Source organism: Pseudomonas sp. IzPS59, from assembly GCF_014863505.1.
In the GTDB taxonomy this organism is placed as follows: Bacteria; Pseudomonadota; Gammaproteobacteria; order Pseudomonadales; family Pseudomonadaceae; genus Aquipseudomonas; species Aquipseudomonas kribbensis.
The window spans coordinates 6,268,371-6,284,437 of record NZ_CP062251.1; the positions used below are offsets into that span (position 1 = coordinate 6,268,371).

Consider the following 16,067-nt stretch of genomic DNA (forward strand, 5'->3'; position numbering starts at 1 on the left):
TTCTGTGGGAGCCATCCCGCAAAAGCCCCGACGCCGGTAACGTCGGGTGTTTCAAAGCTTCGTTTCGTCGCTTGCACCACAACCGTGCAGACGGGCGCCGCACTGATCGGTATAGTGCCGCCCCTCTTCGCGTGAGCGGTCGTCGGTAACGAGGCCATAACCCATGCGAAACCCGAACTAATAACAAACCCGCGATATGGATCCGGGACGAAACCCTCGCCTCGCCCGTTGTGCCGCGCGCACACCGGTGTAACGCGATGTTTCCGACCATCCAGCATTTGCTTACACAATAAACAGCGAGGAAAAATCCATGCTCGAAGTCATCAACGACTTCCTCTCAGGGAAAGTACTGATCGTGCTCATTGTCGGGCTCGGTAGCTACTTCACGATTCGCTCGCGTTTCGTTCAATTGCGCCACTTCTTCCACATGTTCGCGGTGTTCCGCGACAGCCTCAAAGGCAGCGCCGGTCAACTCAGCTCGTTCCAGGCCCTGATGCTCAGCCTTGCCGGCCGCGTCGGTGCAGGCAACATCGCCGGTGTCGGTATCGCCGTGACCCTGGGTGGTCCGGGAGCGGTGTTCTGGATGTGGGTGACCGCACTGGTCGGCATGTCCAGCAGCTTCTTCGAATGTACCCTGGCCCAGGTCTACAAGCGTGCCGATGGCGATGGCCTGTACCGTGGCGGTCCGGCCTATTACATCCAGCACGGCCTGAAGCTCAAGGGCATGGCGGTGGTGTTCTCGATCCTGCTGCTGGTCACCTACGGCTTCGCCTTCATCGGCCTGCAGTCCTACACCGTGACCCACTCGCTGCAGAACGCCTTTGCCTTTGACCCGCAACACACCGGCATCGTCCTGGCGGTGCTGCTGGCCATCACCTTCATCGGTGGCATCAAGCGCATCGCCTCGGTCTCCGACCTGCTGGTTCCGGTCAAGACCCTGGCCTATATCGCCGTGACCCTGTACGTGATCGGCACCCAGATCGAACACGTACCGGCCATGCTGGTCACCATCTTCAAGAGCGCCTTCGGTCTCGACCCGGCCTTCGGTGGCCTGCTCGGCAGCGCGATTGTCATGGGCGTGAAGCGTGGCGTGTTCGCCAACGAAGCGGGCCTGGGCAGTGCGCCGAACGTCGCCGCCGTGGCGGCCGTGAAGCACCCGGGCGCTCAGGGCGTGGTTCAGGCGTTCAGCGTGTTCCTCGACACCTTCGTGATCTGCACCTGCACCGCGCTGCTGATCCTGCTGTCGGGCTTCTACACCCCGGGCTTCGAAGGTGACGGCATCGTCCTGACCCAGAACTCGCTGGCCGCCGTGGTCGGTGACTGGGGCCGCATGTTCGTCAGCGTCGCGCTGTCGCTGTTCGTCTTCACTTGCATCCTCTACAACTACTACCTGGGCGAAAACAGCCTGCAGTTCCTCACCCGCAACCGCGTTGCGCTGATGACGTTCCGCGGTCTGGTGCTGGCGCTGGTGGTCTGGGGTTCGATGCAGGACCTGTCGACCGTGTTCGCCTTCGCTGACATCACCATGACCTGCCTGGCCTTCGTCAACCTGGTGGCCCTGGCCCTGCTGTTCAAGGTCGGCATGCGTGTGATGCGCGACTACGACGAACAGCGCCGCGCCGGTGTCGATCAGCCAGTGTTCGACTCCAGCAAATTTGCCGATCTGGACCTGGACCTGAAGGCCTGGCCAACCAGCCCGTCGGCTGCTGCCAAGGCTGACGCTCAGGCGCAAGGCATCCCTGCAGCGCAACGCTGATGGGTGAATGACGGGCGCATCCCCTGCGCCCGTCAGTTAAAGTGCAATGCATTACCTGTGGGAGCGGGCTTGCTCGCGAAGACGGTGAATCAGTCGAAACATCCTTTAGCTGACACACCGCATTCGCGAGCAAGCCCGCTCCCACATGTCATCTTTTGTGGAGACCTTCAGATGATTGCCAATTCCTACCCTGCCGCCCAGCACGTCATGGTGCTGTACACCGGTGGCACCATCGGCATGCAGGCCAGCGCCAACGGTCTGGCCCCGGCCTCCGGTTTCGAAGCGCGGATGCGCGACTACCTGCACAGCCAGCCTGAACTGGTCGTACCGCAGTGGCGCTTTCGCGAGATGTCGCCACTGATCGACAGCGCCAACATGACCCCGGCCTACTGGCAGCAACTGCGCGAAGCCGTCGTCGACGCCGTCGATGTGCAAGGCTGCGACAGCGTGCTGATCCTGCACGGCACCGACACCCTGGCCTACAGCGCCGCCGCCATGAGCTTCCAGTTGCTCGGCCTGCATGCCCGCGTGTGCTTCACCGGCTCGATGCTGCCGGCCGGCGTCACCGACAGCGACGCCTGGGAAAACCTCAGCGGCGCACTGGTCGCCCTCGGCCACGGCCTGGCGCCGGGTGTGCATCTGTATTTCCACGGCGAGCTGCTCGCCCCGACCCGTTGCGCGAAAGTGCGCAGCTTCGGCCGTCACCCGTTCAAACGCCTGGAGCGTCAGGGCGGCGGCGTGAAAGCCACTTCCCTGCCGGCAGCGCTGAACTACAGCCAGCCCAAGCAACTGGCCAGGGTGGCGGTGTTACCGCTGTTCCCGGGCATCGGCGCCGAGATCATCGACGGCCTGCTCGTCAGCGGCATTCAGGGTCTGGTGCTGGAGTGCTACGGCAGCGGCACCGGGCCGAGCGACAATCCGGAGTTCCTCGCCAGCCTCGGCCGGGCGCAGGACAGCGGCGTGGTCGTGGTTGCAGTCACGCAGTGCCATGAAGGCGGTGTGGAACTGGATATCTACGAGGCGGGCAGCCGCTTGCGTGGCGTCGGCGTGTTGTCCGGTGGCGGCATGACCCGTGAGGCGGCGTTCGGCAAGTTGAATGCTTTGCTGGGTGCAGGCCTTGAGACGGCTGAAGTACGGCGTCTGGTCGAACTCGACCTGTGCGGCGAGCTCAGCTGATCGCAACCGGCCGTGGGAGCTGCTCTGCTCCCACGGCCCGGCATGCAACTTGCTGCCGTTTCCAGCATCCCAAGGCTGGAAGATCCTATGCTCCACTCCCACCTCACCACGCTCAATGCGGTCTCGTTGATCCTCAACACGTTCAAGACCGAAGGTCTTTCCAGCGAAGCACTGCTGGCCGGCAGCGGCATCAGCGCGGCAGATCTGAGCCGGGCCGACACCCGCATCACCACCAATCAGGAGATGCAGGTTTGCGCCAACGCAGTCGCGCTCAAGCATGACATCGGTCTGGAACTGGGCCGGCGCATGCACGTTTCCTGCTACGGCATCCTCGGTTACGCGCTGCTGACCTGTGCCACCTTCGGTGACGCTTTGCGGCTGGCGATCCGTTATCCGGCGCTGCTGGGAACACTTTTCGAGCTGAGCCTGGAAGACGACGGCGAACGTGTCTGGTTCGTCGCCGCCGATTACCGCGAGAGTCCGTCGATGGCAGTGTTCAATGCCGAGTTCTGCCTGGTGTCGCTGAAAGTCATCTGCGACGACCTGCTCGGTCATCCGCTTCCTCTGCTGGCCGCCCGCTTCGAACACACTGCGCCAGACTATCGCGACAGCTACGCCGAACACTTCAAGGCGCCTCTGCATTTCGGCGCCAAGGACAACGCCTTCGCCTTCGACCGGCGCTGGCTCGACCAGCCGCTGCCGCTGGCCGACATCATTACCCACCAGGCCATGGCCGAGCGCTGCCGCAAGCAGAACACCGAGTTCACCGGCCGCCAGGCGTGGCTGGGGCGCATCCGTCAGTTGCTCACGGCGCAACTCAACTCCGCACCGGGGCTGGAAGGTCTGGCGCAGCAGATGAACTGCTCCCCGCGCACGCTGCGTCGGCATCTGAAGGACATGGGCTGCAGCTATCAGGAACTGCTCGACGAACTGCGTTTCGAGCGGGCCAAGCAGATGCTTTGCGAAGATCAACTGCCGATCTACCGCATCGCCGAAACCCTCGGTTTCAGCGAGACCGCGAGCTTCCGCCATGCCTTCGTGCGCTGGAGCGGCGTGGCGCCGAGTCAGTTCCGTCCACACGGTTAAACCGTCGAGGGGCGATATCAGGTCAGTATTTTTGGCCACATCGATCCCCTTTTGGCCTCTCTGGCCGTTCTCCGATTCGCCCCGCGCCGCAACACTGGAGCCAACCGAATCAGCCCCTGCGGAGAACAACAAATGCTGACGATCTACTCTGATGATCACCACCTGCACCACGGCCGCTGCGAATTGATCGACGGGCAACTCAAGCCTTGCTTCGAGATGCCGTCCCGCGCCGACCACGTGCTGCAACGGGTAAAAAATCAAAACCTCGGCCCGGTCGAGGCGCCGAAGGATTTCGGCCTCGGGCCGATCGAGCGCATCCACAGCCGCGACTACCTCGACTTCTTCAAAGGCGCCTGGGCGCGCTGGACCGAATTCAACACCGACGGCGACTTGCTGCCCTACACCTGGCCCGCGCGCACCCTGCGTCAGGTCAAACCCACCAGCCTGCACGGCCAGCTTGGCTATTACAGCTTCGACGGCGGCGCACCGATCACTGCCGGCACTTGGCAAGCGGCGTACAGCGCGGCGCAAGTGGCGTTGACCGCCCAAGCGGAAATCCAGCGCGGCGCCCGTGGCGCTTTCGCCCTGTGCCGTCCACCGGGACACCACGCTGCCGGTGATTTGATGGGCGGTTATTGCTACCTCAACAACGCCGCCATCGCCGCTCAGGCATTTCTCGATCAGGGCCACAAGAAGGTCGCGATCCTCGACGTCGACTACCACCACGGCAACGGCACCCAATCGATTTTCTATGAGCGCAGCGATGTGCTGTTCACCTCGATCCACGGCCACCCGGAAGCGGAATTCCCGTTCTTCCTCGGCTACGAAGACGAGCGCGGCGAAGGGGCCGGCGAAGGCTTCAACTTCAACTATCCGCTGCCGGCCGGTTCCGGCTGGGATATCTGGAGCGCGGCGCTGGATCAGGCCTGCGCGGAGATCGACAACTACGGCGCCGACATCATCGTCGTGTCGCTGGGCGTCGACACCTTCAAGGACGATCCGATCTCGCAGTTCAAGCTCGACAGCCCGGACTACCTGGCCATGGGCAAACGCATCGCCGCCCTCGGCAAGCCGACCCTGTTCGTCATGGAAGGTGGCTACGCGGTGGAAGAAATCGGCATCAACGCGGTGAATGTGCTGGAAGGTTTCGAGTCATGAAAAGTCTCAAGCATTTCATCGCCCCCGCGCTCTGTGCGGCACTGCTGAGCGGCGCCGCACACGCCGAAGAACGCACCTTGCGCGTCTACAACTGGTTCGACTACATCACCCCCAAGGCACTGGAAGATTTCAAGGCGCAGAACAGCCAGACCAAACTGGTCTACGACATCTTCGACACCAACGAAGCGCTGGAAGCCAAGTTGCTGACCGGCAACTCCGGCTACGACGTGGTGGTGCCGTCCAACGTGTTCCTCGCCAAGCAGATCGAGGCCGGGGTGTTCCAGCCGCTGGATCGCAGCCAGTTGCCGAACTGGAACCATCTCGATCCGAAACTGATGAAGCTGATCGAAGCCAACGACCCGGGCAACAAGTTCGCCGTGCCGTACATGTACGGCACCATCCTGATCGGCTTCAACCCGGCCAAGGTCAAGGCGGCATTGGGTGACAACGCGCCGGTGGACAGCTGGGACCTGATCTTCAAGGAAGAGAACATCAGCAAGCTCAAGCAGTGCGGCGTCGCCCTGCTCGACTCGCCGTCGGAGATCCTGCCGCTGGCCCTGCAACACCTCGGCCTGGATCCGAACAGCAAGAACCCGGCGGACTACGCCAGGGCTGAAGCGCTGTTGATGAAGATTCGTCCGTACGTGACCTACTTCCATTCGTCCAAATACATGGCCGATATCGCCAACGGTGACATCTGCGTCGCGGTCGGTTATTCGGGCAGCTTCTCGCAAGCCGCCAACCGCGCCAAAGAGGCGAAGAACGGCGTGGTGGTCGACATGCGCCTGCCGAAGGAAGGTGCGCCGATCTGGTTCGACATGCTCGCCATTCCGAAAGGCGCGAAGAACCCGCAGGACGCCTACACCTTCATCAACTACCTGCTGCAACCGCAGGTGATCGCGCCGGTCAGCGACTTTGTCGGTTACCCGAACCCGAACAAGGACGCCACCGAACATGTTGATCCGGCGATCCGCAACAACCCCAACCTGTACCCGACCGATGCGGCGATGAATACGCTCTACACCCTGCAACCGTTGCCGCGCGATGCGGAGCGGGCACGCACCCGGGCGTGGACCAAGATCAAGTCCGGCACCTGACGTCAGCCACCTGAAAAGACCCGCCTTCGCGGGTCTTTTTTTTGCGGTATCCATGTACCGCACCGTGTCCCCGACAAGCCTTTAACGTGTCCCGATCCCGGCGTTGCAGGAGAGCGCCGCTACCGACAAACAAGGACACGGACATGCCTGAAACTCCCCGCCCCGACATCGCCGATCTGCAAACCCGGCTGCTGTCCGGACCGTCACTCAGGGACGCAGCATCGAATGCCTTACGCCCGGCGCTGAAGGTCCTGTACCCGGATCTCGACATCGACCCGCAACTGGCAATCGTGGTGACCCCCACCTGGAGCATCGAAGAAGATTACGTCGTCGCCGGACTCGAGCAGTTTGAATCACTCACCGACGTCCTGGTGCGTCTGGGCGTCCATGGCACCACAGTGACCTGGCTTGATGGCGAGCACTTTCTGACGCGCCAACCAGGGAGCGAACCGATCATTCATCTACCGGTGAAGATCGAAGCAGTGGGTCGTCTGGTCAACGAACTCGCCACGCTCCTGTTCGTGGCGTACCAGGAGCAGCAACTCGCCTACTGGAACACCGCCACCGCAACGGATGAGCCACGCTGGTATCAGTTGTCGGATGCCTTGCGGGAGCAGTGGAACGTCATCGATTCACAGGGATGGGACGCCGAACGACTGGCCATGGCCAGAACCGTGTACCGGTTTCCCGACAAGCGACAGCGGCTGCACAACGACCCTTACAAGACACGTGCGTGTCTGATCGATATCGACCGGAATGACAACACGGAAGACCGTCACCTGACTGTATTGCCGATCGCTGTTCTGACGGGCACTTCGGGTCAGCGCACGATCATCACCAGCTGTTCCGTCACCCAAGGGTTTCGCCATTTCGACTCATTCGAAGCCCTTGGCGATGCACTGACTGCGCTGCTGACTCCGTTGACCCGCGCGAGCCGCCTGAAGTGGCGACTGTTCGAACCCGATGGCAACTTCTTCGATCATCAGGCCTGCACGCTGCTGGCACTGGATGCGGACGTCATCGGCTCATTCGGCCAGTCACTGCACGCAAGCGATACCTCAGCCCTCCCCGTCGGCGAAAGCCTGACAGCAAACAAACGCACAGCGTCTGACTACGAACAACTGCGGCCGCTGTTGCCAGACTGGCTGGACAGCGCCTCCACTGCCGACCAGACCTGTTTCAGCCGGCACCTGCTGGATCTGGCGATCCTGCAAAACCGCACCCGCGGCAAATCCTTTCAACACGAGATTCCCACGCTCCACGCCTACACCGTGGAGCAGTTGACTGAGCAGATTCGCAAGGATCACCCGGCGGCATCCGACATCCGGGTCGAGAACATCGAGCTCACCATCACCAGCCTGGTCGTGTGGGGTACTTTTGTCGTACCGGGACAGACAGAAACCCTGACGCTGACGCTCATCGAACTGGCGCTGCAGAACCTCGCCGGTTTGCCGATGGGCATCAAAACCGTTCGCCATGTGGACGGCTCGCCGACGCCGGACTGGATGACCCCGCAGTACCTGGAAACCCTGGTGACCACGGTGGACATCGGCAGTGTCTACCCCGCCATGCTCAAGAGCCGGTTGATCGAAGATCCGGTCGAGGCACCTGCCCTGCGCAAGCTGTACACCGATCAGTTACCGATCGAGCTGGCGCTGCTGGCGCTGCAATGCAAGATCCGTGGCGAGAGAGGCCTGGATGAGCAAGGTTATCGCTATGTCGTCGCAGCCCTCGCCACCGCCCACGGCGACCGACTGGTGAACGGACAAAGGATCGTGGTCCGCCCGTTGGCGTTTCGGGCCCATCGCACAAACGGCAGCACCGACACCGTGGCCAACATGTTCATCATCGGTCCGCAGGAAGCCGGCAAGGGTCCGTGCCTGCTTTATCGACCGCTGCTCGACCCGCCGCTGATCCAGTATCCGGGCCAGACCAATTTGTTGTATGCGATCCAGCACTCGCGGACGCTCCGGCAATCGGTACTGGCGTGGCTGCCCGACAACGTACGCTTCAATTATTCCCAGTACGTGTTCCCGGGTGCGCTGATGTCGGTGTGGACCCTCCCGCAATTGCTGGTCGACCCCACCGTCGCACTGGACATGACCGGGCCGGTCTCACTGGCACACGACAATGCCATCGAAGTGGATGTAGCGATGGCGCTGTTCAATACCAATGCTCAGGCCATGATCACCCAGGCCGACCGTCAGTCCGTTTCCAACGCCGAAGCACGCTGGGCAACGCTCAAGCACGGTGGCTGGATGTTGTTCAACGCAGCCTTGCCCTTCCTGGGTCGCAGCATTGGCACTGCCGCATGGATCTGGCAGATCACGGATGACCTGCAAGCCTTGATCAATGCGCAAAACGAAACACCGGGAACCATCGAGTGGTCGGCCCTGACCGATGTGTTGCTCACGCTGGGCATGATCCTCGCCCACCGGGCGGCGTCCAACCGACAGGCACAACATCGAACGGGCACCGTGCCAGAGGAAATGCCCGTGCCGCTCAAGCCCGAGGTCACGCGTCTTGCTGACATTGGCGGAGCGGTTTTTCCATCCGCTCATGAAACGTCACTGGTCACCGTGGGTGCCCTGAGCCGGTCAAAGCCGTCACTCGGCATGCTCCTCGACACACTGAAGGTCGAGAAGCCGGCGTCACTCGTCGGGCCCGAGAGCGCGGGACCGCACCAACACCTCTACAGCCATGGACAGAAGTGGTACGCGCCGGTGGGCGAGCGCTGGTTCGAGGTGTCCATCAACGACGATGATCTGATTCAGATCATCGACTCGCGCCAACAACTCGTTACCACGGGACCGTTACTGACCCACAACGCACAGGGCCAGTGGTTCATCGACCTGCGATTGCGCCTGCAGGGAGGTGGTCTGGGCAGCCGGCGGAAAAAAATGCAGCAGGAGAACAAGCAGCGACTGAACCAGAAAAAAGTCGCGCTGGCCGCCTTCGAAGCCACTCTGGAGGACAAACAGCAAGAGTTGATCAACGTACGCAAGGCGATGCTGGGCGCCACACCACAGACTGCGGCGGCGGCACGCCAGCACTTTCTCGACACCCTGGATACCCAGATCCGGGCATACGCCGCCCATGCCCAGGATCTCAAGGCCCTGAATGCGCTGGAACCGATTCCCAACTACCGCTCCGCGATGGTCGAGCGGCTGTCGTTGCAGTTGTTTCTGATGCAGTCCTGGCTCGACGAGCACACCCGGGATTTTCGCGACGGCTTGCGCACCACGCTGACACTGCTGGACGAAGAGCAGCCCGTGCGTGGCCCTGAGCGCTCGGCCTCCTTTACCCGCATGACCGACATGACTCAGGGCATGATCGAAAAGATCGAGCTCGCCAATTCGCGCTTCCAGGAGCTCAGCCTGCTGGGCAAGGAAGCCTGTGAAGTCACCCGTGTCTACAAGGCCAAACTGCCGCCCTTCACGCTCAGTGATCTCAAACTGTTGCAGATCACCCTGGCGGAACACCTGTGCCTGAAAGAAGAGCCCGTCCCGAGCCTTGACGCGCAGATCGCAGTCGATCGTCTGATAGACGACGCCAGCCTCAACATCCGCAGCGCTCTGGATCTTGGCGGCGATGAAAGCCTGCTCAACCTCGGAGAGCGGATCGAGGCCATGGACACGCTGGCCCAACAGTTTTCCGCCATCGACCAGCGCTTTATCGATCTGGTTGCCGAGTTTCCCGAGCACATCATTGCTGATCGCCTGGAGCATGTACGTACGCGCGTGGCCGAATTCGGCCAGGACACGCTGACCCACCTGACCCGCCTTCTGCGGGAGCGGCGTCTCATCGAACCGACACCCGGCCCATCCCGGCTCGCAACGACGCCCACGAAAAAAATCATCAAGACCCGCTACAAAGGCACAGTGGTCGGTGAGCCGCGCAAAGGCGCAGACGGCCGGGATACGGGGCTGGTAGACGTCAAAGCGCCGCTGACAGGCAAGATCATTGCCACCTTTCATGAAAAAACGCCTGGGGTGTGGCTGCGCAGAGTCACGTCTCGCCCCGTACCGCAAAGACCCGCACCCAGACTGGCGGACAGTCTGGCCAGCGGCCAGGCGTTACTCGACGGGCTCGCGGAATTCGACCGACGCATACAGGCTCAGATCAGACGCGCACCCAGAATTCCGGCCGAGATTCAGGACCTCTACCAGCAGCATGCCGGACGTTTGCGGGAAGTCATCAAACACATCGATCAGTCGCTGCTCGCCAGCAACCGCACCGAGGAGCGAAGCGACGCAGCCGTCACCCTGCGCAATGCTCTCGAGAGCGCAGTCAGCACGCTTCATGAGACAGGCCGCAATACCCGCATCCGGATGATCAAGGAACAACCTCCCACGGCCGCACGGGTGGAGTGGCTCAAAAGCGAGGGCGAAGTGGACATCGCCAAGGTCACCACCCGGCGTCGACTCAAAGGGCCCGGGAAAGACTATCTGGACGAGTACGAGGTGCTCGATCACAGAACCCGCGAGGTACTTTGGTACGCCCATTTCCATTACGCCCGTCCGGCGGATCCCGTCGGATCGTTCACCGCCGCGCATTTGAAGACCGTTGCACAAAGACGACTGGGAGGCGCCATCGAGCAGGACAGTGCAGGTCAGGAACTGATCGCCATTTATCGCAGCGAGATCAGTCACGCGCTGGCTTCGTCGATGTTCTTCAGCTGATGTCCACAGGTCGCGACGGACTGTGGCCTGTCGCGACTAACTGCGCCAGACCTGACGCAAGCGGGCCAGAGCCGACTCGATCGCCGGCTCCGGTACTGCGGCAAATCCCAGCACCAGGCCGGCGCGCTGATCCATCGGCGTCGTCGAGTACCGCAGCCAGTACTTGCTCAAACCGTGGACTTCCACCTCCACGCTCGCCGCCTGCTCGATCAATTGTTGTTCGCGAGCCACGCTGTCGACCGCCACCGTCAGATGCAGTCCGGCGGACACGGCCGGCAGTTCACCAACACCCGCCAAACCCTGGGGCCAACCGTTGATAAGGGCATTACGCCGGCTCAAGGCTGCCCGGCGCATCCGCCGGATGTGCCGCTGGAAGTGCCCGGCCGCCATGAACTCGGCCATCACCGCCTGAGTGCTCACTTCGGAATGCCGGACATCCACCGCGCGTCGTTGCGCAAAGGCTTCCACCAGTCCCGGCGGGAGCACCAGATACCCCAGTCGCAACGCCGGAAACGCGACTTTGCCAAAAGTGCCGACGTAGAGCACACGGCCCTGCCGATCGAGCGCAGCCAACGGAGCCAGCGGCGCGCCGGTGTAGCGATACTCGCCGTCGTAGTCGTCCTCGACGATCCAGCCACCGGTGCGCTCGGCCCAGGCCAGCAATTCCAGGCGCCGGGCCAGGCTCATTACTACCCCGGTCGGGTACTGATGAGACGGCGTAACGTACGCCACCCGGCAATCTTCGGCGGCCGCCAGTGCCGTGCAGTCGATGCCCTCCTCGTCCACGGCTATGCCATGCAATCGGCCACCGGCCAATGCGAAGGCATGACCCGCTGCGCGGTAGCCGGGATTCTCGATGCCCACCCCGGCGCCAGGCTCCACCAGCAACTGTGCACAAAGGCTGATTCCCTGTTGCGCGCCACTGGTGATCACAATTTGCTCAGCCGAGCACTGCATGCCGCGCGAACTGCGCAAATAAGCGGCGATCAGACCACGCAGGCGCGCATCGCCCGCCGGATCGCCGTAACACAGTTGCTGCAAGTCGGGTTTGCGCCAGAACGCCGCGTTCAGCTTGGCCCAGACGTCGAACGGGAACAGGTCGAATGCCGGAACTCCCACCCTGAAAGCCCGCGGCGGACCACTTGGCGGCGTCGGCAGATGGTTCTGTTCAAGCCGCTGCATCGCACCACTGTGGATAAGTTTGCTGGATAAATCCCCAGTGGAATCGGCTGATTTTGTGGATAAGGCTGTGGGTAAGCCTGTTGAAAAGCCTGTGGATACTTTTGTGGATAGTTTTTTCGCCGGTCTCGTCGATTGTGGCAACTGCGCCACATAAGTGCCGTCCCCGACCCGCCCTTCGATGAAGCCTTCGGCATACAGCTGATCGTAGGCACGCACCACGCTGTTGCGGGAAATCGCCAGTGCTGCCGCCAGATCTCGGCTGGCCGGCAGCCGCGTGCCGCTGGCCAGGCGCCCGTCGAGCACCCGCAGGCGCAAGGCCTGATAGAGCTGGCGGCTCAGGCCTTTGCGGCGATCGAGTTCGATACCGGCAGGGTTGAACGGCAGCGACAGCGTGGTCGGATCGGGCATGGCAATGGACCTATGAAATTGGCCATCAATGGCTCTTACAACAGACCAATAGCCTGCCTAGGATGCAGGCATTCGCCAAGGAAAATCTCTCCATGTACACGCCACGCGCCTTTGCCATCGAAGACTTGTCCCAACTGCACGAACTGATCCTCGCCACCCGCCTCGCCATTCTGGTGACTCACGGTGAACAAGGCTTGCAGGCCAGCCACGTGCCGGTGCTGCTGCATCGCGAGCAAGGTCCGAACGGCACGTTGTACGGGCATCTGGCCAAGGCCAATCCGCAGTGGAAGGACCTGCGTGACGGTGCCGAGGCCATGCTGATTTTCCCGGGGCCCGACGCCTACGTCAGCCCGGGCTTTTACCCGAGCAAAGCCGAGCACGGCAAAGTCGTGCCGACCTGGAACTACGTCGCCGTGCACGCCTACGGTCACGCCGAAACCTTCAGCGATGGCGGTCGGCTGCTGGACATCGTCAGCACTCTTACCGATCGCCATGAAGCGGGCCGCGCCCAGCCCTGGTCGGTCGACGATGCCCCGGCCGACTACATCGACGGCATGCTCAAGGCTATCGTCGGGTTCGCCATTCCGATCGACCGCCTCGAAGGAAAACGCAAGCTCAGCCAGAACCGCAGCGCCGAAGATATCGCCGGCGTACGCGAAGGGCTGGCCGCCAGCCCCGACTTCAACGATCAAACCCTCGCTCACTTGATGCGTTAAGGAAATCACCATGAGTCAGATCGACATCCGTCCGGTCAGCGCCGCCGATCACGCGGCCTGGCTGCCGCTGTGGCAGGCCTACCTGCGTTTCTACAACACCGAATTGCCAGACGCCGTCAGCCAAAGCACCTGGCAGCGCTTTCTCGACCCGAACGAACCGACCCACGCCGCCCTCGCCTGGGCTGATGGCAAAGCGGTGGGCATGGTGCACTTCATCTACCATCGTTCGAACTGGAGCATCGAGAACTCCTGCTACCTGCAAGACCTGCTGGTGGAGCCGCAAACCCGTGGCACCGGCGTCGGCCGCCTGCTGATCGAACACGTCTACGCCACCGCCAAGGCCGACGGTTGCTGCAAGGTGCACTGGCTGACCCACGAAACCAACGCCACCGCGATCCAGCTCTACGAGCGCATCGCCGAGCGTCCGGGTTTCATCCAGTTTCGCAAAGCCATTTAAGGAGCCACGCGCATGACGATTTCTCTCGCCGACTGGAAAGACGTGCCGCCGCCCTCCACCACCCTGATCGAAGGCCGCTTCATCCGCCTGGAAAAACTCGACCCGGCGCGCCATGGCGACGACCTGTTCAACGCCCTGCAAGGCCCGGGTGCCGACCCGAAACTCTGGGATTACTTGCCCTACGGCCCGTTTCCGGAGCGCAGCGCCTTCAATGACTGGCTGAACAACCACGCCGCCCACAGCGATCCGTATTTCTTCAGCGTCATCGACCGCGCCAGCGGCCAGGTGCAAGGCATCCTCAGCCTGATGTCGATCGTCCCGGCCCAGGGCCGCATCGAAATCGGCCACGTCACCTTCGGCGCGCCGATGCAGCGCTCGCCGAAAAGCACCGAAGCGGTCTACCTGCTGGCCAAGGAATCCTTCGCCCTCGGCTACCGTCGCCTGGAATGGAAATGCAACAACGGCAACGCCCGCTCCAAATACGCGGCCGAGCGCTTGGGCTTCAGCTTCGAAGGCGTGTTCCGCCAGCACATGGTTGTGAAAGGCCAGAACCGCGATACCGCGTGGTACTCGATCCTGGATTCGGAATGGCCGGCGATTGCGGCGGGGTTCGAGCGCTGGTTGAGCGACGAGAATCAGACGGCTGAGGGGCAGGTGAAAGGGTTGGTGGAGTGCCGCGCTTAACGCTCAATCGCAATCAGGTATGTTGCGGGTTCAGCTGTTATCGCGTCGAACCCGCACCACGCCCATCCTCAGCCCGAACGGGCGAAACACGGCGTTCAGCGATTTAAGCGTCTGATTGCCCTCGCCGTGTTCGATGTGCACCAGCGTACGTACCGAAATCCTGCACATCTTCGCAAACTGGGTCTGATGCAACCCGGTCACCTCCACGCGCAAACGGCGAACGGCTTCACCAATTTCCACTGTTCCTTGAGCCAGTGCTTCTTGAATGCTTTCAATGAGCACTGTGCGCTCGGCAACGGTCATGCTCATTTCAAATCCCACTCTTTCAAACGTTGCTCCAGGTTTTTCAGATGGACGCCCGGATGATTCATTGTCCGCTCAGGCAAACCACCCGCGCTCAATATGTCCGGCAACTCGGCCAGGCACTGCGCATCCTCACGCAAGCGCTCGAAAGATTCCGGTGCATCGGACATCGCTGCCAACGGGTCATCCGGATCGGAAATATCCGCCAATGCGCGGCAAACACCCCGCCAATCGACATCACCCGCCCTCTCCAGCTCTTTTGGCCATTTGGTCGTGCGAGTTACCCCTTCGTCATCCATGACCATGGGGGCCAGATCATAAATGGGGGCCAAACGGTACGAGTCGGCATCACGAATGATTGCGGTGTTGCGACCGTGGTTATCCGAGTTGCCAAGAATCTTGTTGATCAGGTCCCGACGCAAATAGTCTGCGACAAGTGCCGGAATCTCGTCCGCCTGCCCCGCTTCGCGCCAAAGCCTGGCGAGCATGCGAATGACATCCATGTGATTCATCGCGCTCCCTGGCGTCGTCACCTCGGCCAGCGAGTAGATCGACTCCACGGCAAAACGCTCGACACCACGGCCACTCACCTGGCGATCAAAACGCTGCATCCACAAGCTGGGCTTGTTCGCTTCCTCTAACGCCAGACCTTCTGCTGCGACGGTTTCGATACCAAGGGCCTGAAGCGCCTGGTAGTAGTGGAATTCGCTGCGCAGAATGTCTTGATCGGTTTGACTGCCTTTATTCCGGGCGAACTTCACAAACCAGTGCTGACGGACGTTTTCATCGTCGAGCACAGCATCGGGGTACAGATGTCCGACGTGATCCTCCGCCAGAAGAATCTTGGGAGCTTCACCTCCGGCCCCGGTCGCACCACCAATCGCAGCCCCCATTTCATAGGCGTATTCAAGAAACCGGTGGTCACGGCTGACAACATCCTGGCGTTGAAACCCGATGGGTTTGCGCTCGTCGACAGCCTCGGCTGATTCTTTTATCCGCATGTTGCCGATCGGAGCCGGAGTGCAGCGACCGAGCAGATAAAGATCGGCACTGATGTCTGCTGGTTTGTCTTGCCCCATACGTGCGAGGAGAAACCTCCTGGCGGCACCTGCCGGTGCAATGTCGGGCACGAATGCAGGCGTAATGGATCGCCGACCTTCCCAATCCAGGGGATACAACGCACTCACGGCTTTGGAAAATGGAGAGCCAATAGACTCAATGTTTTCGACCAGATACGCCGACTCGTAGCCAAAGCTGCAACGGCTATCGAAGCCTTTCTCGGGCGAGTCGAAACTCAACACCATCGCGTCGTGCCATTTGCCGGCGTCGAATATCTGCAATGTCAGGTTGTGCATGCGGCTC

General features: G+C 61.7%; 12 protein-coding genes. 9 read left to right on the forward strand and 3 right to left on the reverse strand.

Annotation, left to right across the window (positions count from 1 at the left end; genetic code table 11):
- The first annotated feature begins 310 nt into the window (after positions 1-310).
- From IF189_RS28310 to IF189_RS28335, 6 genes are all read left to right on the forward strand, one after another.
- On the forward strand, positions 311-1,756 hold the full coding sequence (locus IF189_RS28310) for an alanine/glycine:cation symporter family protein (RefSeq protein ID WP_085708807.1): 1,446 nt from the start codon (positions 311-313) through the stop codon (positions 1,754-1,756).
- 171 nt (positions 1,757-1,927) lie between these two features.
- Complete coding sequence (locus IF189_RS28315; protein ID WP_192552598.1) at positions 1,928-2,932, forward strand: asparaginase; 1,005 nt, start codon at positions 1,928-1,930, stop codon at positions 2,930-2,932.
- An 87-nt stretch (positions 2,933-3,019) separates the two neighbouring features.
- Positions 3,020-4,018 carry an AraC family transcriptional regulator gene (locus tag IF189_RS28320; protein ID WP_192552599.1) on the forward strand — a complete coding sequence of 333 codons (999 nt, stop codon included), beginning with the start codon at positions 3,020-3,022 and terminating at the stop codon, positions 4,016-4,018.
- Between the two features lie 132 nt (positions 4,019-4,150).
- The gene (locus IF189_RS28325; protein ID WP_134828545.1) at positions 4,151-5,176 is read left to right on the forward strand and encodes a histone deacetylase family protein; all 1,026 of its coding nucleotides are present in this window, start codon (positions 4,151-4,153) and stop codon (positions 5,174-5,176) included.
- Positions 5,173-6,273 carry a polyamine ABC transporter substrate-binding protein gene (locus tag IF189_RS28330; RefSeq protein WP_192552600.1) on the forward strand — a complete coding sequence of 367 codons (1,101 nt, stop codon included), beginning with the start codon at positions 5,173-5,175 and terminating at the stop codon, positions 6,271-6,273. Before IF189_RS28325 ends, IF189_RS28330 begins: the two co-directional genes overlap by 4 nt.
- 143 nt (positions 6,274-6,416) lie before the next feature.
- On the forward strand, positions 6,417-10,955 hold the full coding sequence (locus IF189_RS28335) for a dermonecrotic toxin domain-containing protein (protein WP_192552601.1): 4,539 nt from the start codon (positions 6,417-6,419) through the stop codon (positions 10,953-10,955).
- A gap of 36 nt (positions 10,956-10,991) precedes the next feature.
- On the opposite strand, the gene IF189_RS28340 is transcribed toward IF189_RS28335, so the two are convergent.
- Positions 10,992-12,545 carry a PLP-dependent aminotransferase family protein gene (locus tag IF189_RS28340; protein WP_192552602.1) on the reverse strand — a complete coding sequence of 518 codons (1,554 nt, stop codon included), beginning with the start codon at positions 12,543-12,545 and terminating at the stop codon, positions 10,992-10,994.
- Positions 12,546-12,637: 92 nt separating this feature from the next.
- Between IF189_RS28340 and IF189_RS28345 the strand changes: the two genes are divergently transcribed.
- From IF189_RS28345 to IF189_RS28355, 3 genes are read left to right on the forward strand one after another with little or no spacing between them, the layout of a single operon-like run.
- Complete coding sequence (locus IF189_RS28345) at positions 12,638-13,261, forward strand: FMN-binding negative transcriptional regulator (RefSeq protein WP_192552603.1); 624 nt, start codon at positions 12,638-12,640, stop codon at positions 13,259-13,261.
- Positions 13,262-13,271: 10 nt separating this feature from the next.
- Positions 13,272-13,718: a GNAT family N-acetyltransferase gene (locus IF189_RS28350; protein ID WP_011336633.1), complete on the forward strand. Its 447-nt coding sequence runs from the start codon at positions 13,272-13,274 to the stop codon at positions 13,716-13,718.
- A 12-nt stretch (positions 13,719-13,730) separates the two neighbouring features.
- Positions 13,731-14,402, forward strand: coding sequence for a GNAT family N-acetyltransferase (locus tag IF189_RS28355; protein ID WP_134828550.1), 672 nt, complete (start codon positions 13,731-13,733; stop codon positions 14,400-14,402).
- A gap of 30 nt (positions 14,403-14,432) precedes the next feature.
- On the opposite strand, the gene IF189_RS28360 is transcribed toward IF189_RS28355, so the two are convergent.
- Positions 14,433-14,711: a helix-turn-helix domain-containing protein gene (locus tag IF189_RS28360; RefSeq protein ID WP_134828551.1), complete on the reverse strand. Its 279-nt coding sequence runs from the start codon at positions 14,709-14,711 to the stop codon at positions 14,433-14,435.
- The gene (locus IF189_RS28365; RefSeq protein WP_134828681.1) at positions 14,708-16,060 is read right to left on the reverse strand and encodes a HipA domain-containing protein; all 1,353 of its coding nucleotides are present in this window, start codon (positions 16,058-16,060) and stop codon (positions 14,708-14,710) included. Before IF189_RS28365 ends, IF189_RS28360 begins: the two co-directional genes overlap by 4 nt.
- Positions 16,061-16,067: the final 7 nt, after the last annotated feature.